The sequence below is a fragment of the Caballeronia zhejiangensis genome (assembly GCF_022879815.1).
Lineage (GTDB): Bacteria > Pseudomonadota > Gammaproteobacteria > Burkholderiales > Burkholderiaceae > Caballeronia > Caballeronia zhejiangensis.
On sequence record NZ_CP084285.1, the window covers coordinates 606,847 to 630,521 of the forward strand.

18 protein-coding genes and 1 pseudogene are annotated in these 23,675 nt (G+C 63.6%); 12 read left to right on the forward strand and 7 right to left on the reverse strand.

Features of this window, described 5'->3' with window-relative positions; genetic code table 11:
* Positions 1-287: 287 nt before the first annotated feature.
* From LDZ23_RS35025 to LDZ23_RS23940, 4 genes and pseudogenes are all read left to right on the forward strand, one after another.
* Positions 288-932: a two-partner secretion domain-containing protein gene (locus LDZ23_RS35025; RefSeq protein WP_052131853.1), complete on the forward strand. Its 645-nt coding sequence runs from the start codon at positions 288-290 to the stop codon at positions 930-932.
* Positions 869-2,716 (forward strand): annotated as a pseudogene (locus LDZ23_RS23930) (cell surface protein); the annotation flags it as partial. The gene LDZ23_RS35025 and the pseudogene LDZ23_RS23930, both read left to right, overlap by 64 nt.
* A gap of 68 nt (positions 2,717-2,784) precedes the next feature.
* Positions 2,785-3,351 (forward strand): hemagglutinin repeat-containing protein, encoded by a 567-nt coding sequence (locus tag LDZ23_RS35125; protein WP_081987220.1) that lies wholly within the window; start codon positions 2,785-2,787, stop codon positions 3,349-3,351.
* Between the two features lie 349 nt (positions 3,352-3,700).
* The gene (locus LDZ23_RS23940) at positions 3,701-4,102 is read left to right on the forward strand and encodes a winged helix-turn-helix domain-containing protein (protein WP_008349149.1); all 402 of its coding nucleotides are present in this window, start codon (positions 3,701-3,703) and stop codon (positions 4,100-4,102) included.
* Here LDZ23_RS23940 and LDZ23_RS23945 read toward each other — a convergent pair.
* Positions 4,099-5,409: a DUF2325 domain-containing protein gene (locus LDZ23_RS23945; RefSeq protein ID WP_008349150.1), complete on the reverse strand. Its 1,311-nt coding sequence runs from the start codon at positions 5,407-5,409 to the stop codon at positions 4,099-4,101. The genes LDZ23_RS23940 and LDZ23_RS23945 overlap by 4 nt on opposite strands.
* Positions 5,410-5,630: 221 nt before the next feature.
* Between LDZ23_RS23945 and lpdA the strand changes: the two genes are divergently transcribed.
* Positions 5,631-7,385 carry a dihydrolipoyl dehydrogenase gene (gene lpdA, locus LDZ23_RS23950; RefSeq protein WP_244808237.1) on the forward strand — a complete coding sequence of 585 codons (1,755 nt, stop codon included), beginning with the start codon at positions 5,631-5,633 and terminating at the stop codon, positions 7,383-7,385.
* Here the strand turns inward: lpdA and LDZ23_RS23955 are convergent.
* Positions 7,382-10,822, reverse strand: coding sequence for a response regulator (locus LDZ23_RS23955; protein ID WP_008349152.1), 3,441 nt, complete (start codon positions 10,820-10,822; stop codon positions 7,382-7,384). The genes lpdA and LDZ23_RS23955 overlap by 4 nt on opposite strands.
* A gap of 401 nt (positions 10,823-11,223) precedes the next feature.
* On the opposite strand from LDZ23_RS23955, the gene LDZ23_RS23960 reads away from it, so the two are divergent.
* Both LDZ23_RS23960 and LDZ23_RS23965 read left to right on the forward strand, forming a co-directional pair.
* Entirely contained in the window at positions 11,224-12,633 is a 1,410-nt protein-coding gene (locus tag LDZ23_RS23960) for an aromatic acid/H+ symport family MFS transporter (protein WP_008349153.1), read from the forward strand.
* Between the two features lie 62 nt (positions 12,634-12,695).
* Entirely contained in the window at positions 12,696-12,923 is a 228-nt protein-coding gene (locus LDZ23_RS23965; RefSeq protein WP_033536506.1) for a hypothetical protein, read from the forward strand.
* Between the two features lie 9 nt (positions 12,924-12,932).
* On the opposite strand, the gene LDZ23_RS23970 is transcribed toward LDZ23_RS23965, so the two are convergent.
* From LDZ23_RS23970 to LDZ23_RS34875, 3 genes are all read right to left on the reverse strand, one after another.
* Positions 12,933-13,691 (reverse strand): TetR/AcrR family transcriptional regulator, encoded by a 759-nt coding sequence (locus tag LDZ23_RS23970; protein WP_008349155.1) that lies wholly within the window; start codon positions 13,689-13,691, stop codon positions 12,933-12,935.
* Positions 13,692-13,831: 140 nt separating this feature from the next.
* Positions 13,832-15,046: a trypsin-like serine peptidase gene (locus LDZ23_RS23975; protein WP_063828781.1), complete on the reverse strand. Its 1,215-nt coding sequence runs from the start codon at positions 15,044-15,046 to the stop codon at positions 13,832-13,834.
* A gap of 666 nt (positions 15,047-15,712) precedes the next feature.
* On the reverse strand, positions 15,713-17,128 hold the full coding sequence (locus tag LDZ23_RS34875; RefSeq protein WP_280519345.1) for a hypothetical protein: 1,416 nt from the start codon (positions 17,126-17,128) through the stop codon (positions 15,713-15,715).
* A 210-nt stretch (positions 17,129-17,338) separates the two neighbouring features.
* Here LDZ23_RS34875 and LDZ23_RS24000 point away from each other — a divergent pair, with 210 nt between their 5' ends.
* Positions 17,339-18,085: an SDR family NAD(P)-dependent oxidoreductase gene (locus LDZ23_RS24000; RefSeq protein WP_008349161.1), complete on the forward strand. Its 747-nt coding sequence runs from the start codon at positions 17,339-17,341 to the stop codon at positions 18,083-18,085.
* A gap of 10 nt (positions 18,086-18,095) precedes the next feature.
* On the opposite strand, the gene LDZ23_RS24005 is transcribed toward LDZ23_RS24000, so the two are convergent.
* Entirely contained in the window at positions 18,096-18,782 is a 687-nt protein-coding gene (locus tag LDZ23_RS24005; RefSeq protein ID WP_008349162.1) for a CBS domain-containing protein, read from the reverse strand.
* A 118-nt stretch (positions 18,783-18,900) separates the two neighbouring features.
* Between LDZ23_RS24005 and LDZ23_RS24010 the strand changes: the two genes are divergently transcribed.
* From LDZ23_RS24010 to LDZ23_RS24020, 3 genes are all read left to right on the forward strand, one after another.
* The gene (locus LDZ23_RS24010; RefSeq protein ID WP_008349163.1) at positions 18,901-19,287 is read left to right on the forward strand and encodes a hypothetical protein; all 387 of its coding nucleotides are present in this window, start codon (positions 18,901-18,903) and stop codon (positions 19,285-19,287) included.
* A 550-nt stretch (positions 19,288-19,837) separates the two neighbouring features.
* Positions 19,838-20,935 (forward strand): glycosyl hydrolase, encoded by a 1,098-nt coding sequence (locus tag LDZ23_RS24015; RefSeq protein WP_008349164.1) that lies wholly within the window; start codon positions 19,838-19,840, stop codon positions 20,933-20,935.
* A 277-nt stretch (positions 20,936-21,212) separates the two neighbouring features.
* Positions 21,213-21,629: a ferredoxin reductase domain-containing protein gene (locus LDZ23_RS24020; protein WP_008349165.1), complete on the forward strand. Its 417-nt coding sequence runs from the start codon at positions 21,213-21,215 to the stop codon at positions 21,627-21,629.
* Between the two features lie 9 nt (positions 21,630-21,638).
* Here LDZ23_RS24020 and LDZ23_RS24025 read toward each other — a convergent pair whose 3' ends face one another.
* Positions 21,639-22,292, reverse strand: coding sequence for an HAD family hydrolase (locus LDZ23_RS24025; RefSeq protein WP_008349166.1), 654 nt, complete (start codon positions 22,290-22,292; stop codon positions 21,639-21,641).
* 155 nt (positions 22,293-22,447) lie between these two features.
* Here LDZ23_RS24025 and LDZ23_RS24030 point away from each other — a divergent pair, with 155 nt between their 5' ends.
* Entirely contained in the window at positions 22,448-23,674 is a 1,227-nt protein-coding gene (locus LDZ23_RS24030; RefSeq protein ID WP_008349167.1) for an FAD-dependent monooxygenase, read from the forward strand.
* Position 23,675: the final 1 nt, after the last annotated feature.

Consider the following 23,675-nt stretch of genomic DNA (forward strand, 5'->3'; position numbering starts at 1 on the left):
GAGGCGTTGAGACGACGTGTGCGCCGGGTTGTCCGCGATGTGAGGATTTTGTGATCCGGTATCCGGACACGCCCTAGATCGCCGCGCACAGACCGGGACTCGCGCTCGTTCGTTCCAAACTCAGAATTTCCCCACTCGAATAGGCGCCTCGCATCTCGCGAGGCGTTTCTTCTTTCAGAGTTATCCGTATGAATTTTCAGTTAAGGATGGCTGAAAATTCGGAGTTCTCTGCCGCTAAGCAGTGGCGCGCAGACGCTGACCCCGCCGACTCAATCCCGAAAAGAATCATGAATAAGGGTTTTTACAAACTCGTCTATAGCCGCGTGCGGCACATGCTCGTCGCCGTCGCGGACTTCGCCAGCGCTCATCGCACCGCGCCCGGCGCGCGTCGTCCCGCGACGCGCTCTCATCACGCCGGGTCCGTGCCCGCATTGCGCGCGCTCGTTCTCGCCGCGATGGTCCTTATCGGCAATGTCATCCTGAGCGCGCCGTCAATTGCACAGATAGTCGCGGTGCCCGGCTCGGGCGCTCAAGTCATACAGACGCAAAACGGGTTGCCGCAAGTCAATATCTCGCGACCCAGTTCGGCGGGCGTGTCGGTCAACAATTATTCACAATTCGACGTCCAGCGCCAGGGCGCGATCCTGAATAACGCTGCAACCATCACGCAGACGCAACAGGCCGGATACGTGAATGGCAAGCTCAACGCGCGCACGCTCGATAACAGCGGCGGCACCACGCAAGCCGCGCAACTGGCCATCACGGCCACGAATCTGGCCAATCGGGCGGGCGTCATCACGCAGACGGGCGCGGGGCCGATGTCTGTCGCGGTGTCGGGCACGCTCGACAATTCGAACGGCGGCAGGCTGGAGAGCAACAGCACCGACCTTATCAGTACACGACGTACACGGGCGTGGCGGTGGCGAACCTGATCGCCGGCATCAGTCCGCAGGCGCAGATCGTGGCCGGCGGCAAGGTCGATGCGTCGTCGGTGGGGCTGTTTCAGAACTACTGGAGCGCAGTGGCGGCGGCGGGCGATCTCTCGATGCCAGTCTCGCTCGACCAGAACAGCTGGCGGGGCCAGAGTGCGCCGCAAGTGCAGGTAACGTACTCGGGCTACTACCACTACAACAACTACGACAACTCGGAGCACAACTGGACATTGCCGTTCGGCGATGCGCCGTTCGCGGGCGGCGGACCGGGCGGCTACACGCAGGCCGCGCCCGCTGACCTTCGCACTTATGCGCTGCCGAGCTACGAATCGAGCTTCGTCGGCGGCGGCACGCTCTCGGGTACGGGCGTCAGCATCGACAATACGGCGGCCAATGCCGGGATTCCGTCGCTCGGACTTGCGCCCGGCCAGGCGCTCTCCGGCGTGACGATCGGCGGGCTGAGCGGCAATGCGGGCGGCACGAAGGCGGGCGCGGCGAGCGTCAACGGTGGCTCGGGGCTGGTCAATCCGATCATCGCGAGCGCGACCGCGCTCAATGTCCTGAGCAACCTGACGATTCCGCAGGGCGGGCTATTCAGACCGTCGGGCACGCCGGGCGCGAACTACCTGATCGAGACGAACCCCGCCTTCACGAACCAGAAGTCGTTCATCTCCAGCGACTACTTCCTGCAGCAACTGGGCTTCGATCCGCAGGTCACGGAGAAGCGTCTGGGCGATGGTTTCTACGAGCAACAACTCGTGCGCAACCAGATCACATCGCTGACGGGCCGCGCGGTATTGGGCCCTTACACCGACCTCGAATCGATGTACGAGTCGCTGCTGACCGCGGGGGCATCGCTCGTCAAGTCGCTGGATTTGCCGCTGGGCATGGCCTTGTCGCCGGAGCAGGTGGCGGCGCTCACTTCCAACGTCATCATCCTGCAGACGCAGGTGGTCAACGGGCAGTCCGTGCTGGTGCCGGTCGTCTATCTTGCTGCGGGCAGCCAGCAGAAGATGCAAGGGCCGCTGATCGCGGCGAGCGATGTCGACCTGAAGAACGCGCAGACCTTCACCAACAGCGGCACGGTGCAGGCGGGCAATACGCTGTCGATCGATGGCAAGGCAATCGACAACGCGTTCGGCACGCTGCAAAGCGGCGGGCTGATGTTGCTGACGACGAAGGGCAACGTCGATCTGACGTCGTCGACGGTGAACTCGGGCAGTCTGGCGCTGAAGGCGGGCGGCGACCTGATCCTCAATACGGCGGTCAATACGGTCGATCAGGTGAGCGCGACGGGCGCGACGCGCACCACGACGACGCTCGGACCTATTGCGAACCTGAACGTGGCGGGCAACGCGCTCATCGTGACCGGTGGGAACGTCGAGCAGAACGCGGGCAATCTGAACGTGGGCGGCGGCCTCGACATGACCGTGGGTGGAGACTGGAACCTCGGCGCGGCGCAGACGGGCGAACATAAGGTCGTCGAGCGCGCCAACGGCGTGTCGAACACCAACATCAATCAGATGACGGGCAGCTCGGTGGTCGTCGGTGGTGTGTCGGAGATCGGTGTCGGAGGCGATCTGACCGCGACCGGTGCGAACATCGACCTGGGCGGTGGCGGTGTCGTCGCGGTCAAGGGCGACGTGACGCTGCAGGCGGCCAAGGCGACATCGACCATCGACAGCAACAGTTCGGGCAGCGACAGCCACGGCAGTTACGCGGAGTCGATGCATCGGTCGGATGACAGGCTGACGGCGACTACCCTCAACGCGGGCGATTCGCTTATCGGCGGCGTTGGCGGGCAATCTGAACGATGTGAGCAACGCGATCACGGGCGCGAGTCCGACCGGCAATGCTGATGCGGATCGAGCGTTGGGTAATATCATCGCGAATGCGCTGGCTACGGGTGCGGGCGCGGCGGTGGGCGGTAACAGCGGTGCATCGATCGGTTCAGCTGTCGACATGTACAACGCTGAGCCGGCAACTCGGCAGCGCGATCGTCGCGGGCGGCAAGGTGATGACCCTCTCCGAGCGCGATACCACGCTCACCGGGTCGACCATCGTCGCGGGCGGTGACGCGAAGATGATCGCGGGCGGCGATCTCACGATCACGGCGTCGAAGGATACGGCGACGCATCACGAGCAATCGCTCGGCGGTGAGCAGTCGCAGCATATCTCGTCGAGCTACGACGAATCGGTGAATGGTTCGAGGATCAGTGCAGGCGGCGGCGTGACGCTGGCGGCTGGTCAGAACGGCAACGGCAATCTGTCGGTCCTCGGCTCGAACGTCACGGCCGATCAGGGCGGCGTCGCGCTCATAGCAAGCCAAGCGGCGGACCTACTGTTATCGCATGGCGGTGCTCGCCCCTACCCTCTCGTTGCTGGTTCCCGGTGGCAAGCCATCCCTTCCGCTACGTAACGACATTCCACCGCCAATATTCACCGGGCACACTCTTCCGCGTCGATGACATCGCGATCGGCAACGCTGGAACGCGCGCGGCTTCGACGGCAAGCAGATGCTAACGGGCGAGCGCGACTTCCACTGGCGTAACGAAATGCAAGCGCCGCTCGGGCAGTCGCGCCAATCTCTCTACCCGATCATCGACCGTCCGCGATGACCACCTCGCGCCTCCCGTCAGCCGGAGCCACATGCATGTCGCAAACACGGCCTTGCATATTCCCCGATGCCGTCCTATCCGGACAACCGATAACGCCCGCAAGCCCCTCATCAAACGCCCCTCCGATTTCCTTCGTGTATCCTCTCGGGCATGGCGACGACCCTGAAAACACCGGAAAACGCATCAGACACCGACGCGGCGAACCAGCCGATCGAAGTGCGCTTTCGCATGCGCATCACGAAAGGCGAGACCATCGCCATCGGTCCGGGCAAGGTGTCGCTGCTCGAAGCGGTGCGCAAGCACGGCTCGATATCGGCGGCGGCGCGCAGCCTCGACATGTCGTACCGGCGCGCGTGGCTGCTCATCGACGAGCTCAATCGCTCGCTCAAATCGCCCGCGACCATCTCCGAACAAGGCGGGCAAAGCGGCGGCGGCTGCGTGCTGACGCCCGTCGGCGAAAGCATCGTGCGGCTTTATCGCGATGTCGAAACACAGGCGCAAGCCGCGTGCGCCGAGCAGATCGAATCGCTCACGCAGTTGCTCAAGCCCTAACCGTGTCGTAAGCAGAACGCCGACGGCGGCGGCGCGCTCGCCTGACCGCCACGCGCGCCAATCATGAGCCGTCCGACGAACTCCACGAAACTCGCGACGCTCGCGGTGCGCAACGGCGAATACTCGACGCCATGCCGGTCGCAGACGCGCTTGAGCATGCTCATCGAATCGTGATCGATGCAATCGACGGGAAACAGCACGACATCCGCGTTCGGCAGCGCGGCCGCGAGCAAGCCCTTGCGATCTTCGATGCCGCCGTCATGGCCGATCAGCTCGCCGCCCGCAGCCTCCACCAGCGCCTTCAGCACCGCATTCGAATTCGGCCTTCCGCCGACATAGACGATGCGCCTGCCGCTCACCCATTCCATCGCGCGTCGGCGCACGTCGGGGCGATCGCAGGCACCGAGCGTCGCGCGTTCCAGCGCCGCGCACTCGGCCTGTACGACCTTCAGCAGCGCCTGAACTTCGCCCAGCTTGTTGCGCAATGCGCGTGTCTCGTCCTCGTCCCGGAGCGCGCGCTGCTCGGCGGCTTCGCGGCGGCTCGTGTGCAGCGCGAGCCTGCGTTCACCGTCCTCGATTTTTTCGCGCAGGCGCTCGACTTCGGCTTCGAGCTGCGCCGTCGGCATATCCGCCTTGCGTTGCCCGAACGCTGCGAGTTGCAGCGCGTGCTCGCTCGCCTGTCTGACGGACGCATCGCGTTCCGCGCTCAGTTCGAAAAGACGCGCCTGCTGCCGATCGATCTTTTCCCTAAGCTCCTGATTCTCCGCTTCGAGCGCGACGAGCCGCCGGATATCCGCGCGATTCGCCGCGCCGACGAGATGCGACAGCATATGAAGTTCGCCGAACGCGGACTGGCGCACTGCGATCGTCGCGTGCGGATGCGACATCACCGCCCAGTACGCGGGCGGAATATCGCCGGACTTCAGCGCCTCGTTCCACAGATCGAGCAGCGCCTGCGTATCGCGCGCGGCGTCAAAACGGCGGATCGCGCCTGAATAGCGTTCGTCGAGCGCCTTGTTCAGCGCCTTCGCGCCCGCGCCGCCCGCGATCGCGAGTTCGACAGCGGCGTGATGAATCTCCAGATCGCTCGCGTGATGGCGGTCCAAATCGGTGAATCTGGGCACGAGCTTGCGTAGCTCGCCCGTCGAAAGACAAGTGCCGATTACCGAGCAATGCAGATGCGAATCCAGTTCGGCAAGACGCGCGCGACGACGCGAGGCGCGAAGATCGGATTCGGTCGGCTGACAGCACGCATCGCATAGGCCGGGCGCGCTCGAGCGTGCAAGTTGAAACGGAGGGGTCCGCATGATCACCTCGTGCTTTCGTGTTCCGCAATATACCATCGAATATAACGATGACTCAAAGCCGAGGCGATGCGCGAGTCGAGGGCCGTATCCCGCGCGCGCGGTCCGGACACGGCGTATCCTTGTGTCCTTCGGCGCGTCAGGCCGGCCGGACAAGGCCGCGTCCGCAAGGCACGCAGCCGGACATTTCCCATCGCGACGAATTGCTCAACAGGAGAATCTGAATGGCCAGGGTTGAAGTCAAGGTTCCGCAGCTTTCCGAATCCGTCACCGAAGCGACGATGTTGCCGTGGAAGAAAAATGCGGGCGACGCCGTGGCGCAGGACGAAATTCTCATCGAGCTGGAAACGGACAAGGTCGTGCTCGAAGTGCCCGCGCCATCGGCCGGCGCGATCGTGGAAGTGCTGAAGAAAGCAGGCGACATCGTTCACGTGGACGAAGTCATTGCGGTCATCGATACGGACGCGAAGGCATCGGCATCGGCATCGGCGCCCGCGTCTGCTCCCGCTCCCGCGTCTGCCCCGGCGCCTGCGCCTGAAAAGCCCGCCGCCGCGTCAGGTCAGAAGGCCGATTTCGACGTGATCGTCATCGGCTCCGGGCCCGGCGGCTATATCGCCGCGATCCGCGCCGCGCAGCTCGGCCGCAAGGTGGCGTGCGTCGAGGAATGGATCAACCACGCCGGCAAGCCGAAACTCGGCGGCACCTGTCTGAACGTCGGCTGCATTCCGTCGAAGGCGCTGCTCGCGTCATCGGAGCAATTCGAGAAGGCGCAACTCCATTTCGACGAGCTCGGCATCAACCTGGACAACCTTTCCGTCGATGTCGGCAAGATGGTCGGCCGCAAGGAAGCGATCGTCGAGAAGATCACGGGCGGCGTCGAGTTCCTCTTCCGCAAGAACAAGATCACTTGGATCAAAGGTCACGGCAAGCTCGCGGGCAAGGACGGCGCGAGCTTCAGGATCGACGTCGGCGGTGAAACGCATACCGCGCAGCATGTGATCATCGCGACGGGCTCGAAGGCGCGGCATCTGCCGAACGTGCCGGTCGACAACAAGATCGTCTCCGACAACGAAGGCGCGCTCGCCTTCACGTCCGTGCCGAAGAAGCTCGCCGTGATCGGCGCGGGCGTGATCGGGCTGGAGCTCGGCTCCGTGTGGCGCAGGCTGGGCGCGGAAGTGACGATTCTCGAAGCGCTGCCCGAATTCCTCGGCACGACCGACTCCGCGCTGCAAAAGGAGGCCGCGAAGCTCTTCAAGAAGCAAGGTCTCACGATTCATCTCGGCGTGAAAATCGACGGCGTGAAGACGACGGATTCGAGCGTCTCGATCTCCTACAAGGACAAGGACGGCAACGCGCAGACGCTCGACGCGGATCGTCTGATCGTGTCGATCGGCCGCGTGCCGAACACGGACGATCTCGGTCTCGATTCCATCGGCTTGTCGGTCGATGAACGCGGCTTCATTCCGGTCGACGGCCATTGCGCGACGAAAGTCCCGAACGTCTACGCGATCGGCGATGTCGTGCGTGGCCCGATGCTCGCGCACAAGGCGGAGGACGAAGGCGTGCTGGTCGCGGAGATCATCGACGGGCAGAAGCCGCACATCGACTACAACTGCATTCCGTGGGTGATCTACACGCATCCGGAAATCGCGTGGGTCGGGCAGACGGAGCAGGCGCTGAAGGCGGAAGGCCGCGCATTCAAGGCCGGCCAGTTTCCGATGCTCGCCAACGGCCGCGCGATGGGCATCGGCGAAACGGACGGCTTCATCAAGATCCTCGCCGATGCGAAAACCGACGAGATTCTCGGCGTACACATCATCTCGGCAAACGCGTCGGATCTGATCGCGGAAGCCGTCGTCGCGATGGAGTTCAAGGCGGCGAGCGAGGATATCGGGCGCATTTGCCACCCGCATCCGTCGCTGTCGGAAGTGATGCGCGAAGCGGCGCTCGCCGTCGACAAGCGCGCGCTGAATATCTAAACGCGCCGCGCCATCCACACGCGCAACAGCGAGTAAAGCCGGTCGATGTCGATCGGCTTCGCCAGATAATCGCTCGCGCCCGCCGCGAGGCATTGCTCCTGATCGTCCTTCATCGCCTTCGCGGTGATCGCGATCACCGGCAGCTTCTTGAAGCGCGCGTCCTCGCGGATACGCCGCGTCGCTTCGAGTCCGTCCATGCCGGGCATCATCACGTCCATCAACACGACGTCGATGTCCGGATTCTTGTCGAGCGCCTCGATTGCCTCGAAACCGTTGCGGCCGATATCCACCTTCAATCCCTGATGCTCCAGCGCGCTCGATAGCGAGAAGATGTTGCGAATGTCGTCGTCGACGAGCAAAACGCGGCGGCCATCCAGCACGCGGTCGCGCGAGCGCGAAACATGCAGCATCGCCTGACGATCCGCGGAAAGATCCGTCTCGACCTTGTGCAGGAACAGCGTGACTTCATCGAGCAGACGCTCGGGCGAACGCGCGCCCTTGATGATGATCGACTGCGAGTAGCGCATCAGTTCCGCTTCCTCGTCGTGCGTCAGATTGCGGCCCGTGTAGACGATCACCGGCGGGAACGAATACGCGTCGATCGCGGCCATCTGGCGCAAGAGGTCGCCGCCCTGCATATCGGGCAGCTTCAGGTCGATGATCATGCAATCGAAGATCGTCGTCTTCAGCAGTTCGAGCGCGTCGCGGCCGAACTCGACCGGCGTGATCTCCACGTCCGTATCGCTGATGAGTTCGACGATGCTCTGACGCTGACGCGCATCGTCCTCGACGAGCAGCACGCGCTTGATCTTCTGGCTGCTCTTCTCTTCGAGGCGCTGGAAAATCGCCGTCAGTTGCTCGCGCGTCGTCGGCTTCACCGCGTAACCGATCGCGCCGAGATGCAGCGCGGCCTCACTTCTGTCCGACGCCGACACGACATGCACCGGAACGTGCCGCGTCTTCGGATTCGCCTTCAGTTCCTGCAGCAGCACGAGCCCCGAGCGGTCGGGCAAGGCGATGTCGAGCAGGATCGCGTTGGGCGCGCTGTCCTGCGCGAGCTTGAGCGCCTCGCGCGCCGTGCCGCTCACGATGCATCGATAACCCAGTTCGTGCGCCAGATCGAGCAGCACTTGCGCGAAGCCCGGCTCGTCTTCGACCACGAGCACGAGACGTCGCCCGGGCGTGACATCGAAGCGATCGTCGTCGATGACGTGGAGCGCTTCGATCGGCGCCTCTTCTTCGACGACCACGGGCGCGGGCGCTTCCGCTACGGCGCTCGGCAACGCGTCGGACGCGCCGTAGACGAGCGGCATCGTCAGCGTGAACGTGCTGCCGGCGCCCTGCGCGCTGCGCACCGCGATATCGCCGCCGAGCAGATGCGCGAGACTGCGCGAAATCGACAAGCCGAGACCCGTGCCGCCGTAGTGACGGCTCGTGGTGCCGTCGGCTTGCTGGAACGCTTCGAAGATCGCTTCGAGCTGATCCGGCGCAATGCCGATGCCGGTATCCGTCACGACGAACTGCACCGCGCCCTCGCCTGCGCGCTTGAGCGTGAGCGAGACCGCGCCCGCATCCGTGAACTTGACCGCGTTCGACAGCAGGTTCTTCAGAATCTGTTCGAGACGGCGGAAATCGGTCGTGAGCGTCGGATAGTCGTCGATATCGTTGCGCAGTTCGAGCCGGAGCTTCTTCTGCCGCGCGAGCGGATCGAAGGTGCGCGCAAGCGAATCCATGATGCGCTGCAAGGGCACGTCCTCGATATGCAGATCGAGCTTGCCCGCCTCGACCTTCGAGAGATCGAGAATGTCGTTGATGAGATTGAGCAGATCGTTGCCCGCGGAATAAATCGTCTGCGCGTACTTGACCTGGTCTTTCGTCAGATTGCCGGGCTTGTTCTCCGACAGCAGCTTCGCGAGAATCAGCGAACTGTTCAGCGGCGTGCGCAGTTCGTGCGACATGTTCGCGAGAAACTCCGACTTGTAGCGGCTCGCGCGCTGCAGCGCTTCGGCGCGCGTTTCGAGTTCGCCCTGCGCGGCATTGAGCGCGACGTTGCGTTCGTCGAGCACGCGCGCCTGTTCCGCGAGCCGATCGTTGGTCTGTTCGAGTTCGGCCTTCTGATTCGCCAGATAAACGTGCGCCTGCGAAAGCGCGGTCGTCTGCTGTTCGAGTTCCTCGTTGGTCGTGCGCAGTTCTTCCTGCTGCATCTGCAGCTCTTCGTTCAACTGCTGCGTTTCTTCGAGCACGCGTTGCAGGCGCTCGCGATACTGCGCCGCCTCGACGAAATCGCCGATATTCCCCGCAATCGACTTCAGGAACTGCTCGTCGCGTTCGGTCAGCTTGTGCATCGCGCCCAGTTCGATGGCGCCGTTCGCCTGGCCTTCGTTCTCTATCGGCACGATCGCGAGACTCGCGGGCGCGCTCGCGCCGAGCGCCGATGTCACCTTCCAGTAACCAGCGGGCACGTCGTTCATGCTCGTCAGCTTGCGCGCGTGCACCGCCTGCCCGACGAGGCTTTTCACGCCCGCGAGCGATTCGGGAACCGGCGCGCTGTCGGGATCGAAGCCGAAGCTCGCGGTGCGCTTCAACGCGCCGTCGGCTTCGAGCACATAGAACGCGCCCATCGAAATCTTCAGGTAATCCGCGAGAAAATCGAGGATCGTCTGACAAAGCTGATCGAGCGATTGCCGGCCGATGACTCTCTCTGCAAGCCGCGTCTGCCCTTCGCGCAGCCAGGCCTGTTCCTGAAGCGCGCGCGTCTGCCGTTCCTGCTCGCCGATCGCCGCGCCGAACGCGCTGGAAAGCTGCATCAATTCGCGTCTGCCGAAGATTGCGAGAATCACGGACAGCGCGAGACTCAGGATCAGGAAGACGACGACGGTGATCGTCGTGAGCTGTTTCGCCGATTCCACGCGCTGCAGCCGCAAGGCCTGCTCGATGTTGAGAAACGCGAAAAGCTCGCGCTCGGTCTCCGCGCGTTCGGCCGATCCGCGCCCCGCGCGCACCAGCGGAACGGAATCCTGCGCGCGGCGGCGGGCATCGATGAGCTCGTCGGCGACCTTGTCCCACTGCGTCTGCAAGGCGCGAATGCGAATCAGGCGATCGACTTGCGGCGCGTTGTCGGAGACGAGATCGGCGAGCGTGTCGATATCGGCGCTGAGCTTCGGCTTCGCGGTGTCATACGGCGCGAGAAAGCTCTCGTCGCCGGTAATCAGATAGCCGCGAATCGCGCTTTCCTTCTCGCTGACGAGCCGGCCGATTTCCTGCGCATTGCCGATCACGCGCTCCGAATGCTCGACCCAGTTGATGCCCGACAGCAGATACAGCACGAGCGCGACGAACGCGACGGCCGTCACGACGCCCGTTCCGAGCGGCAGCGCGATGTTGCGAAAGAGGATGCGACGAAAGCTGGCCTCGTCGACGCCGGACCGCAATGGCATAAACAGCTCCGATGTGGCGTGAAGGTCGCGTGCCGGGCAGATGTCTGGAAGCGGCCCGCACGACGGCGACGATCGCGAAAGTTGTAGTTCTTGTTTCAGCCGCTGCGCATGATACCCGGTTCGCCCGCGCCGCGTAGCGGGCCTCCGGCACGCTCGCGAAGCGTCGCATCGCTTCCTTTCAGCACATTCGTTCGAATGCTTTCATCGCGCTGAACGCCTGTGCGGAGCGCCCGCTCAGCGCGCGTCGAGAACTATTTTTTTCCGCATTGCGTTTATTAATTATAGGTACATATAATAAACCAGCGTCGAAACCGGTGGGCCCCCGCTTCGCGTGAACACCGGCATGTCGCCGGCCTGGTGACAATGGACGGCGAAGCGCCGTCGACAACGAGGAGTTGGTCATGTCGCAAGCAGAGCTTCACACCGGCCCGGCATTCCCGCCGCGCGCCGGGCATTCGACGGCGTCCGATCGGGGCGATGCGTGGAGCGGGAGCGTGCCTGTCGAGGAGTTCATCGACGCGCACCGCTTCTCGCGCTTTCAATGGACGCTGATGGGCGTGTGCTTTCTGATCGTGCTGATCGACGGCATGGACACGGCGGCCATCGGCTATATCGCGCCGGCGCTCGTCAAGGGCTGGGGCATCACGAAGGGCGCGCTCGCGCCCGTTCTAAGCGCCGCGCTCTTCGGGCTCGCGGCGGGCGCGGTCGTTTCCGGGCCGGCGGCGGATCGCTTCGGACGGCGCGCGGTGCTCATCGCCGCGACCGCCTTCTTCGGCGCGATGAGTCTCGCGACCGCGTTCTGCGGCTCGGTCGAATCGCTCGTCACGCTGCGCTTTCTGACCGGCATCGGTCTGGGCGCGGCGATTCCGAACGCGATCACGCTCGTCTCCGAATACGCGCCGGCAAAGAGCCGCTCGATCATCGTCAACACGACGTATTGCGGCTTCACGGTCGGCGCGGCGCTCGGCGGCTTCATTTCATCGTGGCTGATTCCCGCATTCGGATGGCATAGCCTTTTCGTCGTCGGCGGCGTGGTGCCGCTCGTGCTCGCGCTGTTCGTCGCGATGCTCGTTCCGGAATCGGTGCGCTATCTCGTCAAGCGCGGCGCGTCCAAAGAGAAAATCTGGGCGCCGCTTTCGAGGATCGCGCCGCTCGATCTCGCGCGCATCGATTCGTTTCGTCTGTCCGAGCGCACGCAAACGCACGCGAAATCGTCGGTCGGCGCGATTCTCTCGCGCAATTTCGTCGTCGGCACGCTGATGCTGTGGCTCGTGTACTTCATGGGCCTCGTCATCTTCTATCTGCTGATGAGCTGGATGCCGCTGCTCATGAACGAAGCCGGCTTCACGCCCGAGCGCGCCGCGCTGCTCACCGCGCTCTTTCCGCTCGGCGGCGGCATCGGCACGATCGCATCGGGGTGGCTGATGGATCGCTGGAACGCGAACGTCGTCGTGATGCTCGGTTATCTGCTGACCGCCGTGCTGATCTTCGTGGTCGGGCAGGCGATCGGCAGCATCGGGCTCGTGAGCGCGCTGATCTTTCTCGCCGGCACGACGATGAACGGCGCACAATCGTCGATGCCCTCGCTCGCCGCGATGTTCTATCCGACGCAAAGCCGCGCAACCGGCGTTTCGTGGATGTATGGCGTCGGGCGCTTCGGCGGCATCGCGGGCGTCGCGCTCGGCGGATTGTTCGCGCAGTGGAAGCTCGGCCTGCCGGCGGTGTTCGCGCTGCTCGCCGTGCCCTCGGTGATCGCGGGCATCGCGCTGTTCGTCAAGCTGAAGGCGCACCCGGAGACGGAACGCGCGTGATTCTCGCGGGCCGCGCACGACGCGCGGTCCGCATCATCTCTTTGAAACGACAGGAAGCAAAGATGAGTCAGGAACTGGAAGTGTTGACCGGCAAGCTGCATGGCCTCACCGCCGCGCTCAGCGTGATCGCGGCGGCGTTGCCGCAACAGGCATCGGCGGATGTGCAGGAAACATTGCGCGACATGATCGGCGAAACGGCATCGTCGGACTTGCCCGGCGCGACGCTCGCATCGATGCATTCGACCATCGCGCAAGTGATCGAGTCGATGGAAATCGGTTTGCGGCGCTGAACCTTGCTTTTATGCGGCGCGTGCGGGGCGCGTCGTCTTCGGCTTCGCGACCTTCTTCGCGCTGGCCGGAGATGACGCGCTCGCCTGCGCCTCCAGACCGCCGACGATGAAGTTCGTCAACTGCTCCAGCGTTTCGTTCGCGTCCCACGGATCGCACGCGCCCTTGGCGAGCACGTCGAGACGATGCGTGTCGGAGAACGCGTAGAGATACGCGCCGATCATCATGGTCACACGCCAGTAGAGATCTTTCGCGGGCAGGCCGGGCAGCGCGGCGCGCAGCGCTTCGACGTAGGCATCGGTCGAATCGCCGTAAGCGGTGCTGCGCAGGCTGTACGAGATTTCGGGCGGCTCGGTGTGCAGGCGCGCCTGCAGACGAATGAACGCGCGGCCGCCGTCCGTCTTGCGCAGCGCGACGAGCGGCAGCAGAAACGCGCGCACGATATCGCGCACGTTCGCCTCTTTTCCATCGATCAGTTCATTGAGCAGCGTCACGCGCTCTTCGGAGATCAGCATCGCGCGGCGCAGGAACACCTGCTCGAAAAGCTGCTGCTTGGTGCCGAAGTAATACGTGATGAGCGCCTGCGTGACGCCGCACGACGCGGCCACTTCCTTGAGCGATGTGCCCGCGTAACCGCGCTGCGAGAAATCGACCTCGGCTGCGTCGAGGATGTTCTCACGTTGATTGATATTGCCCGCCGGGCGGCCGAGCCGCTTGCGCTTGCTCGATGCGCCGTGTGCGCGGACGTGAGTGGTGTCGTCTTTCGTCATGCCTGAGCGATGCTGCCGATGAAGTGAGAAGCCGGTTCGCTTCGTATTCTACGGGCGTTTGAGGCATGCTCCAGCGAATTCGTCGGAAAAGGCGAAGTGGCCCGCGCGCCGTTCGAAGCGAACGGGCCACCGCGACCGGCCTAGTTGCAATATCCCTGCGATGCGTACGTGCCGCCGCCCGGCGCGGCGGTCGAACACAGCGTGTTCAGCAGCGACGCGATGTTGCCTGCTCCGTAATTGCCATAAGTCGCGTTCGGATACTGCGTGTTCTGACGGAACTGCGACGCGTAGTTGTCCTTGATCGCGTTCGGATCGGACGAGCCCCAGGACGTCACGCCGATGATCGACAGATTCGACGCATTGCCGATGACCGCGCCCCCGGAAAGCACGGCATCGCGCGGCCTGAAGTTGACGATCCACGGTCCGCCGCTTGCGCCGCTCGTGAGATTGCTGCCCTGCCAGAGTTGCGATGCGCCGCTCACGGTCGTCGTATAGGCCGGGCCATCGGTGCGCTGCATGATCGCGCCGCCGTCGAGCAAGGTCGGATAGCCGAAGGTCGTGACGGCGGCTGTCTGAAGATTCCCGGTCTTCGGCGACGATATGAAGGAATAGTTGTTCCAGCCATAGCTCAAATAGCCGGTGATATCGCCGATAAACTGATTCGACGCGTTCTTCGCGATCGCGATGACGGCGATGTCGTTGTTGCGCGCCGAGCCCGAGCCGGTATCGGTGCCGTTCGCCCACGCCGATGGCCGCACGAGCGCCGCCCAGTTCCACGTTCCATAAGGCGCGATCTGAGCAGACGTGGCGCCGGACGCGCCGTAGTGTCCGGGGCGGAATTGCCAGTTCGAGAACAGCGAACTTCCGCTGCCGAAGCTCTGGATGCAGTGCGCCGCCGTGACGATCACACTTCTGCGAATCAGGCTCGCGGTGCAGTAGCCGGCGCTGAAGGTCAGCTTGCCGATCGCCCGATACGGATACGTCGTGCTGAGATAGTTCGCGCTCGTGGTGCCCGCCGCGCTCTGGTTGCCGTCCTGCACGCGGCCGGTCGAATAGGGTATGCCGAAGGTGCCATACGCTCTCGTCTGCGCATTGCTCACGATGCCGGCCGGCGTGTTGACGCCCGGCGTATAAGGCCCGGCGCTGGTTTCCGGCATGATCGCGGATGTGTCCGGCGGCGCGAGCACATTGACGACCGGCTTAAGATTCGACAGATCCGCCGGCGCCTCGCGCGATGCCGTCTGATTCGGATTCACCACGGCTTCGTCGTCTGCATGAGCGACGCCTGCGCTCGCCATCGACAGAGCGACAAGCGCCGTCGCCTCCACGCACGCGACTCGTTTCGATCTCTTCATGACACCCTCCGGTTGAAAGATACGATGTGTCGGCTGACGCATCGATCCGCCGTTCTTTGGTATTCCTAAGTCTTATGAACAACACTGGGCCGGCTTGTCGATCTTGCGTTCGTGTTCTGATTCGTCGGATGCTTGGCTGCGCACTTTGCTTCGACGAATGCGCGCGCGTCTATGCAATAGATCAGGAAAGCGAACGATAAATAACTCTAGTTCAAATTTGCGCCAATCTCGATCCCGGTCTTTGATCAGCGGATAGAGACGATATCCCCGTCCGATTGACCGGTCGTGCGCTCGGAGTGCGGTCTACGGCACAGAGCGCGTTTGACGCTTCGCATCCATACAGATAGCCTACATTCACCTTTCTACGGAAGCCAGCAACGGGTGCGCGATACGCGTGACATTCGGCATCGCGAAGATTCATCGACATGCGATGCATCTGCTGGCTGGCCGCCGCGCCTGCGCGCGATTCTGACGTGCAAGACCGGGACGAGCGTATGAACTTACGACGCTTCCGGCCGTCCGCAAACGTTCTCTGAGCGCTCGCGCACTGCGCGAAATGACGACGCCCTCGCGTCCGGTTAATTACCGCACAGAACGCACCGTACAGCCTGTCATTCTTGCCCCACATCGCGTTCGACTCTGCATCCGACGCGTGGCGAAGAAACACTACAAGGGGCACAAATGAGCAATCCTAAAAAATTCAAATTGAATACTGCGATCAAACTCAGCGTCATCGTGATCGCGGCGGCCATGTCGAATTTCGCGTCCGCGCAAACGACGGGGAATCCTTGCAACCAGACTTCCGAGGGATGCGTGCCGCTCGGCACGAGCGCCGTGATGATGGTTGCGGCGGCGGACTCGCAGACGCGTGTATCGCCGACGACGGATCCGACCGTCGAAACGGTGTCGGCGGTCGTGCCGTTGCTCGAGGGCGGTCGCGGTGGCGAGGGATCGCCTGGAGCGGCTTCGGGCGGCGGAAATTCGAGTGGCTCGGGATCGGGTGCGGGTGCGGGTGCGGGCGCGGGCGGCGGTCAAGGCTCGTCCAGCAGCGGTCCGGGCGCGACGGCGGGGGCTGGCGGAAGCACGAGCGGCGGAGGCACCGGAACCGGCACAGGATCGGGTGGAACAGGTAACGGCAGTCAGGGCGCTGGAGATTCCGGTGGCGACTCCGGCGGGGACTCGGGCGGCGATTCGAGTGGACATGGGCACCATGGTCACGGGCACGGGCATGGCGATGGTGACGGCGACGGCGATGGGCATGGCCACGGTCATGGACATGGCCACGGCGATGGTGACGGTGATGGCCACGGTCATGGTCATGGCGATGGCCACGGCGATGGTCATGGTGACGGACACGGTGATGGCCACGGCGATGGACATGGTGATGGCCACGGCGACGGACACGGCGACGGACACGGTGATGGCCACGGGGATGGACACGGCGTAGGGCATGGCGACGGTCACGGCGATGGTCATGGTGACGGCCACGGCGTAGGTCACGGCGATGGCCATGGCGACGGCCACGGCGATGGTCATGGTGACGGCCACGGCGTAGGTCACGGCGATGGCCATGGCGACGGCCACGGCGATGGTCATGGCGACGGCGGTCATGGCGGAGTTGGTCACGGAGACGGCGGTCATGGCGACGGCGGCCATGGCAACGGTTCGCCTGGCGGCCACGGTAGCGGTAACGGCAATGGCGGCGCAGCCGGTGGTCACGGTGGCGGCGGTCAAGGCGGTGGCAACGGCGGCAATGGCGGCGGCGGTCACGGCGGTGGTGGAAGCGGCGGCGGTAGCGGTGGCGGCGGCGGTCACGGTGGTGGTGGCAATGGCGGTGGCGGCAACGGCGGCGGCAATGGTGGCGGCGGTCACGGCGGTGGTGGAAACGGCGGTGGTGGCAGCGGCGGTGGCGGCAACGGCGGCGGCGGCAACGGCGGTGGCGGTCACGGCGGTGGCGGCAACGGCGGCGGCGGTCACGGCGGTGGCGGCAACGGCGGCGGCGGTCACGGTGGTGGCGGCAACGGCAGTGGCGGCAACGGCGGCGGCGGCAACGGCGGCGGTCACGGCGGCGGTGGCGGTCACGGTGGCGGCGGAGGCCACGGCGGCCGGTAACCTGGCAGCATGGCGCAAGGAAGAACCGATGCTCTTAACCCGGCATCGGTTTTTTCCTTTACTTGCCGTAAGCGCCTCGCGCGTATCCGCGATACCCGATCATCGATCGCATCGCGATCAGCGAAATCATCACGACGCGCGCAAACTGGGCCCTTCTCACCCACGATGAAGGATCGCGCCATGCCCTCTCACACTCTCGATCTGAACGGCCGCGTCGCGCTCGTGACGGGCGGCTCACGCGGCATCGGTCGCGCGATTTCGCTCGCTCTCGGCGCATCCGGTGCATCGGTAGCGGTGAACTATCGGCAGCGCGAAAACGAGGCCACCGGCGTGGTCGCGGAAATCGAGCGCGGCGGCAATCGCGCGATCGCGGTACGCGCCGACGTGTCGACAGGCAACGACGTCACCGCGATGATCGACGACATCGTTCAACGCCTCGGCCACATCGACATCTTGGTGAACAACGCGGGCACAGCGACGATGATCGATATCGACGATCTCACGGAAGCCGAGTTCGACCGCACGCTCGCCGTCAATCTGAAGTCGGCGTTTCTCTGCACGCAAGCCGTGCTCCACGGCATGCGCGCGCGGCGCTGGGGACGCATCGTCAATCTGTCGTCGGCGGCGGCGCGCGGGCCGGGTCTGGTGGGCGTTCACTACAACGCATCGAAGGCGGGCCTCGAAGGTCTGACGCGCGGTTACGCCGCACGGCTCGCGCGCGATGGCATCACCGTCAACGCCGTCGCGCCCGGACCGATCGACACCGAAATGGCCGAACCGCTCAAGGCGTCGAACGTTGCGGAGCGGCTGCCCGTCGGGCGGCTCGGAGAAGCGGACGAAGTCGCGGACGTCGTGATGACGCTAATCGGCAACGCGTTCATCACCGGACAGACGATTCCGGTGAACGGCGGCGCCAGCTTCATCTGAAGAGACGCTGCTACACCCTCGGCGGGCCGACGTGCGTGACGACTTCCTTCACGCCCGGCGCGTTTTCGGCCGCGACGCGAACGGCCTTCGCTTCGTCGTCGTTCGTGACCGTCATCCACAGATGCACGGTCCCGTTTTCGACGATGACGTTCTCGCGAGCGAGCGCCCACGGATGGCCCGACATCGCCGCGATGACCGCCTCGCGGATCGAGTGATCGGTGATATCGGCATCGACGGGCAACTCGGGCGCCATTGTGACGAGCGCGCGAATCAGATTGGCGCGGCTCACGACACCGACCACCTTGCCGTCGCGCAGCACCGGCACGCGCTTGATGCGCTTGCGTTCGAGCAGCTCGGCGATGTCGGCGACGGGGCATGTTTCGCTCACGGTCGCGACGTCGGTGGTCATCACGTCGCTGACCTTGCGCGCGTGCTCCTTGACATACTGGCTCGCCAGTTCGCGCGTGGATGCAACGAGTTCGAGCCACCACGCACGCTGCTTGACGCCGGTCCCGATCTCCGCGCGATGCATCAGGTCGCCCTCGGTGACGATGCCGAGCAGGTTGCCCTCCTCGTCGATCACAGGCATGCCGCTGATGCCGGCGAATACCATCGTGCCCGCGGCCTGGCGCACGGACATATCGGGACTGGCGGAAACGATCGATGTCGTCATGATGTCGGCAGCTCGCACGTTCATCTCCCTCTGAAAAGACAGTGGCGTTATGGATAAGCGTTATGGTGCCTGCGGCGTCGGGTCGTCGTCCGGCCGGCGCGTGCGTCGAGCTTGATACAGGTCAACGGTCAGAATGCGCGCGATGAAGAAACGGAACCGCCCTCTCGCACCGCTGCTCGCGATGCGAACCCATCATCGGGAGCTTGATGAACGATACAACAGAACGCGCTGCGATACCGATCTCAAGTATGCGCTCACGCGGTTCGAGCTGAAGGTCGAACCCGCGCTCTTCGGCCTGCGCACGATCATGGACGAATCCGTCGAGTTTTGCGCGAATCACAGGCGCACTGCAGAAACGGTCATTCTTCCCGCCGTCGAGTGCCATCTATCGGAATTCGACCAGGCACCCATCGACGCAGCACTCGAATATCGGTCCGACGCTTCCGCGATGCAACATCGAAGGAGAGCGCCGGGAAGTCTGTACCGCCTGATAACAAAGGCCGTCAGAGCCGTCGGGAGAATTTACTGACTCCAAACTCGATTCCGAAGAAGTAAGTTTTTCTGCCACCGCAACGCCGCAGCAGATTTTTTTACTGTGACAGACGTTTACATTCATCTCATAAGACGATAACCTTGCAGCCGTTGATCAGGTTTCGGCAACGGTTGCCGAGGTAGCGGAAGAACTCCGAAACGATTCGGCAAGTTTGACTGCAAACGCGCAAACGTTACCTATCCGACGACGATGCCTTCGAACTGAGCAGGTTTGTCATTTCGTAAGGCCCACGAGAGCGAACGCAATCGTTTGCTCGACTCAGCCATCCAGAGCGCCTGCTGCATCGCGCAATGGACCCAGCAGTGAATCCGTGCCGTTCAGTCTGTCCTTTAGCGCCTAACTTCGGCGTCGAGCAAACAGTCTGTCCTGAGCATGTAGTTTGGATGACTAACGAGTGTCATTTCGACGACAAACGGATCAGACGATCGCCACGTTTCCGAGTGGCATCGTGAATCACTGAAGAGGTCCGGGCAGCATTCTGGGTTTTACGAGCCTTACGCAAGTACATTAGTACCACTAAAACACAATGACGAACCTTAACCCGACCTCGCTTCGTAACTTCAACGTTTTCTCGGCTCGCAAGGCCGCAGCGATCGCCACGGCAGCGCTTACGAGCGTGCTGCTCGCCGCGTGCGGCGGCGGCGGTGAAACCGCGTTCGACGACGCGACTGCCAAGAGCGCCGCCGCTCCGGAATCGACGGCGAAAGCGGCGACGAGCACGTCGATCTTCTACGGCGCGAACGGCCGCAACACGAACGGCGGCGCGTACGACTCGACGCCCGTGGCGACGCAGCTCGCGCAACTGAAGGACATCGGCGCGACGATCTATCGTAACGACGTATACAACCTGGCGTCGGCGAAGGTCATCGCGAAGATGGCGCAGACGATGGCGGCGAGCGGCGTGACCGTGTATCCCGTGATCCTGCTCGGCACCGGCTTCAGCAACGAACAGGATGCGTACAACGCGGCCTACACGCTCGGCGCGCAAGTCGCGAGCACGTACAAGTACAAGTACTACGAAGTCGGCAACGAACTCGAAGCGACGGCGCTGAACGGCAACGTCGACGGCACGAGCTGGACGCATTACAAGAATCAGCCCTACGTCGTCGCGCGCGGCGTGATCCGCGGTCTCATCGCCGGCGTGAAGTCGAAGGACAGCACGGCGAAGATTGTCGTCAACGGAACGTGGCTGCACTACGCGTTCTTCCAAATGCTGATGGACGGCTCGCAGCCGGACGGCACCCGCGGCCACCCGACGGTTAGCTGGGACATCACCGCATGGCACTGGTATTCGGATCAGGGCAACATGACGCGCGCATGCGGCGGCACGGGTTGCTACGACATGCTCGGCGTTCTCCATTCGTTCGGCAAGCCGGTGTGGCTCAGCGAATTCGGCGTGCGTCCGAACTACGGCACGGATCAGCAGATCGCGAACTACATGGTCGGCAGCATGATGATGGCGCAGTACCAGAGCGTCGCATCGAAGTACAACATCCAGTCGATCCAGGCGTTCGAGCTCTATGACGACAACGAAGGCAACTTCGGGCTGATGAAGTCCGACGGTCAGACGACGAAGCCCGCTTACTGGTCGTACAAGAACTTCGTTGCGACCCACCCGATGTAATTGCGCGGGGCAAGTCACCCCGTTTAACTGACCCAACGATCAACGAGCGACCCACAGTGGTCGCTCGTTGCGTTTTGAGCCCTTAAAACAGGCGGTTTCCTTATCGGCGCGGCCGTATGACTGGTATTCCGTCATGGCGGCTTGTCGGCGGCTGCGGTCCACCCTACTCTGACTGCGAGCCTGCCCCGACGATCACCGCCGGGTTTGGCCATCCCATTCGATCCATACACTGCCTCATCTTCCGTTCGCGGAGGATGCCGGTCCTATTGGAGAAGATATGCGCGACAACCTGATTCCGGTCATCGAACGCGACGTGCTCAAAGAGCGCGTGCGATCCATTCTTTATTGCGGTGAATCCGGCGCCGCGTCGATCGTCGGAATCGCGAAGCGGCTCGCGTCGGCGGGCAGGCAGTTCGAAGTGCACCACTTCGCGCGAGCGGCCGACCACGCGATGTTCGTCGATGAATTCGACGCACTGCGCGAGCACGGCAAGATCTACCATCATCTGGACCTGACCGATGATCTCTTCGCACAGGAAAGCGCCTTCACCATGAGTCCGACGCGCGCTTGCACGCAAATCTACTGCAGTGGACCGCCCGCGTTCACGGATCTGGTCGAGCGTCAGGCGCGAGAATGGGTGCACGCCTCGAACATCCACAAGATCGTGCTCAACGATCTCGCTGCGCGCAACTGACGCAAGCCGTCAAAGCGCCGCGGGATCGAGACCCAGCGCCTCTGCCAACTCGCGCGGCGAGCGCACGACCTGCGCTTCCCTAGGGAAAAGCGCGGCGCCTTCATCGTCGGAAGGCCATGCCAGAACGCGCATATGCGCCGCGATGGCGGCACGCGCGCCGGTCGGACTGTCCTCGACTGCGATCACTTCCTCGGGCGTGAGCCGCAAGAGCCACGCCGCGCGCTCGTACGGCTCGGGACTCGGCTTGCCGTTGCGAACATCGTTGACGCTGATGCTCACGAGCGAAGGCTCTTCGATACCGAGCGCACGCAGATTCGCTTCGAGCAGCATGCGCGATGCATTCGACACGATCGCCTGCGTGATGCCCGCGGCCTTCGCGGCGCGATACACCTCCAGCGCGCCGGGACGCGGCACGAGCGCGGGTGCATTCTCCAGATACGTCCGCGCGCGAAACATCGACCAATCCGCGAAGTCGACCGTCAAGCCGAAGCGCTCACGACACAGCGCATGCACCTCGCGCCCCGTCTTGCCGAAGACGAGCGGATGCATCTCCTCGCCCGCCTCCACGCCGTGCCGCGCGAGCGCAGCGATCAACGTCTTCAGATGCAGCGACTCGCTTTCCGCGAGCGTGCCGTCCATGTCCCACAAAATCGCCTTGATCAAAGCCTGACTCTTCCTTGTCGTATGCGGACGGTCGCCGCGAAATGGGCGCAGCCTATCACGCCGTCACGAGCATCGTCATTGCCGTTGCATTTATTTATACGGCCATATAATATCGACATCAATCCATACGACTCAATCTTCGGAAGGACGAGATCATGAGCAGAACACTTCGCGTCGGCGTTGTCGGCGGCGGAATCGGCGGGGTCGCATTGACCGGCGCGCTCGCGCGGCACGGCATCGAGGTGCGGCTTTTCGAGCGCGCGGGCGTTTTCGGCGATGTCGGCGCGGGCATCCAGATGACGCCCAATGCGGTGAAGGTGCTGCAGGCGCTCGGCATCGGCGATGCGCTGCGCGATGTCGCGTTCGTGCCGCAAGCGATTGTCGGGCGCAACTGGGAGACCGCGCGCGAGAACTTCCGCATTCCGCTCGCTTCGGAATGCCCGAAGCTGTATGGCGCGCCGTTCTATCACGTGCATCGCGCGGACCTGCATCGCCTGCTGACGACGCTCGTGCCCGCCGATGCCGCGCGTCTGTCGACGAGTTGCATCGACATTCGGCAGGAGAGGGACGCCGCCGTCGCCGTCTTCGACGATGGGAGCGAATTCGAAGCGGACGTGATCGTCGGCGCCGACGGCGTGCGTTCCATCGTGCGCTCGAAGCTCTTCGGCGACGAAGCGCCGCGCTTCACGGGCAACATGTGCTTCCGCGCCGTCGTGCCCTTCGATGAGACGCCCGAATTTGTGAGTCCGGATTCGTCGTTCTGGCTCGGGCCGCACGCGCATGTCGTCACGTATTACGTGCGTGGCGGCGCGGCGGTGAACATCGTCGCGGTCGCGGAGACGCAGAGCTGGGTCGAGGAATCGTGGAACGCGAAGTCGAGCCGTGAGGAATTGCTCGACGCGTTCGAAGGCTGGCATCCGAATTTGCAGCGTCTTTTCGAGCGCGCGGAATCGGTCTTCAAATGGGGCTTGTTCGATCGCGATCCGATGCGGACTTGGTCGCGTGGCAACGTCACATTGCTCGGCGACGCCGCGCATCCGATGTTGCCGTTTCTCTCGCAAGGCGCGGCGATGGCAATCGAAGATGGCTACGTGCTCGCGCAATCGCTCGCGGCGCATGGCACGGACATCGCGCACGCATTGGGCGACTACGAGGCCGAGCGTCTGCCGCGCACGAGCCGCGTGCAACTCGAATCGCGCGAGCGGGGCCGCACGTATCACTTGCCGAGCGCGTTCGCGCAGAGAAAGCGCGATCTCATCTACAAGTTCAAGTCGTATCTGAATCCGCAGGCGTCGGGCATTCAGGCCAACTGGGTCTATGCGTACAACGCAACGGATTTCGCGCCGCGCGCGGCTGTGTCCAACGTTTCAGCGGAGGTTTGAG

Coding starts and splice junctions, on each gene's coding strand:
- LDZ23_RS23975 (WP_063828781.1), bottom strand. CDS start 15,046: ATGAAGAGATCGAAACGAGTCGCGTGCGTGGAGGCGACGGCGCTTGTC.
- LDZ23_RS23940 (WP_008349149.1), top strand. CDS start 3,701: ATGGCGACGACCCTGAAAACACCGGAAAACGCATCAGACACCGACGCG.
- LDZ23_RS23965 (WP_033536506.1), top strand. CDS start 12,696: ATGAGTCAGGAACTGGAAGTGTTGACCGGCAAGCTGCATGGCCTCACC.
- LDZ23_RS24020 (WP_008349165.1), top strand. CDS start 21,213: ATGCGCGACAACCTGATTCCGGTCATCGAACGCGACGTGCTCAAAGAG.
- LDZ23_RS35025 (WP_052131853.1), top strand. CDS start 288: ATGAATAAGGGTTTTTACAAACTCGTCTATAGCCGCGTGCGGCACATG.
- LDZ23_RS23960 (WP_008349153.1), top strand. CDS start 11,224: ATGTCGCAAGCAGAGCTTCACACCGGCCCGGCATTCCCGCCGCGCGCC.
- lpdA (WP_244808237.1), top strand. CDS start 5,631: ATGGCCAGGGTTGAAGTCAAGGTTCCGCAGCTTTCCGAATCCGTCACC.
- LDZ23_RS23970 (WP_008349155.1), bottom strand. CDS start 13,691: ATGACGAAAGACGACACCACTCACGTCCGCGCACACGGCGCATCGAGC.
- LDZ23_RS24005 (WP_008349162.1), bottom strand. CDS start 18,782: ATGAACGTGCGAGCTGCCGACATCATGACGACATCGATCGTTTCCGCC.
- LDZ23_RS24030 (WP_008349167.1), top strand. CDS start 22,448: ATGAGCAGAACACTTCGCGTCGGCGTTGTCGGCGGCGGAATCGGCGGG.
- LDZ23_RS23955 (WP_008349152.1), bottom strand. CDS start 10,822: ATGCCATTGCGGTCCGGCGTCGACGAGGCCAGCTTTCGTCGCATCCTC.
- LDZ23_RS23945 (WP_008349150.1), bottom strand. CDS start 5,409: ATGCGGACCCCTCCGTTTCAACTTGCACGCTCGAGCGCGCCCGGCCTA.
- LDZ23_RS24000 (WP_008349161.1), top strand. CDS start 17,339: ATGCCCTCTCACACTCTCGATCTGAACGGCCGCGTCGCGCTCGTGACG.
- LDZ23_RS24010 (WP_008349163.1), top strand. CDS start 18,901: ATGAAGAAACGGAACCGCCCTCTCGCACCGCTGCTCGCGATGCGAACC.
- LDZ23_RS35125 (WP_081987220.1), top strand. CDS start 2,785: ATGCTGATGCGGATCGAGCGTTGGGTAATATCATCGCGAATGCGCTGG.
- LDZ23_RS24015 (WP_008349164.1), top strand. CDS start 19,838: ATGACGAACCTTAACCCGACCTCGCTTCGTAACTTCAACGTTTTCTCG.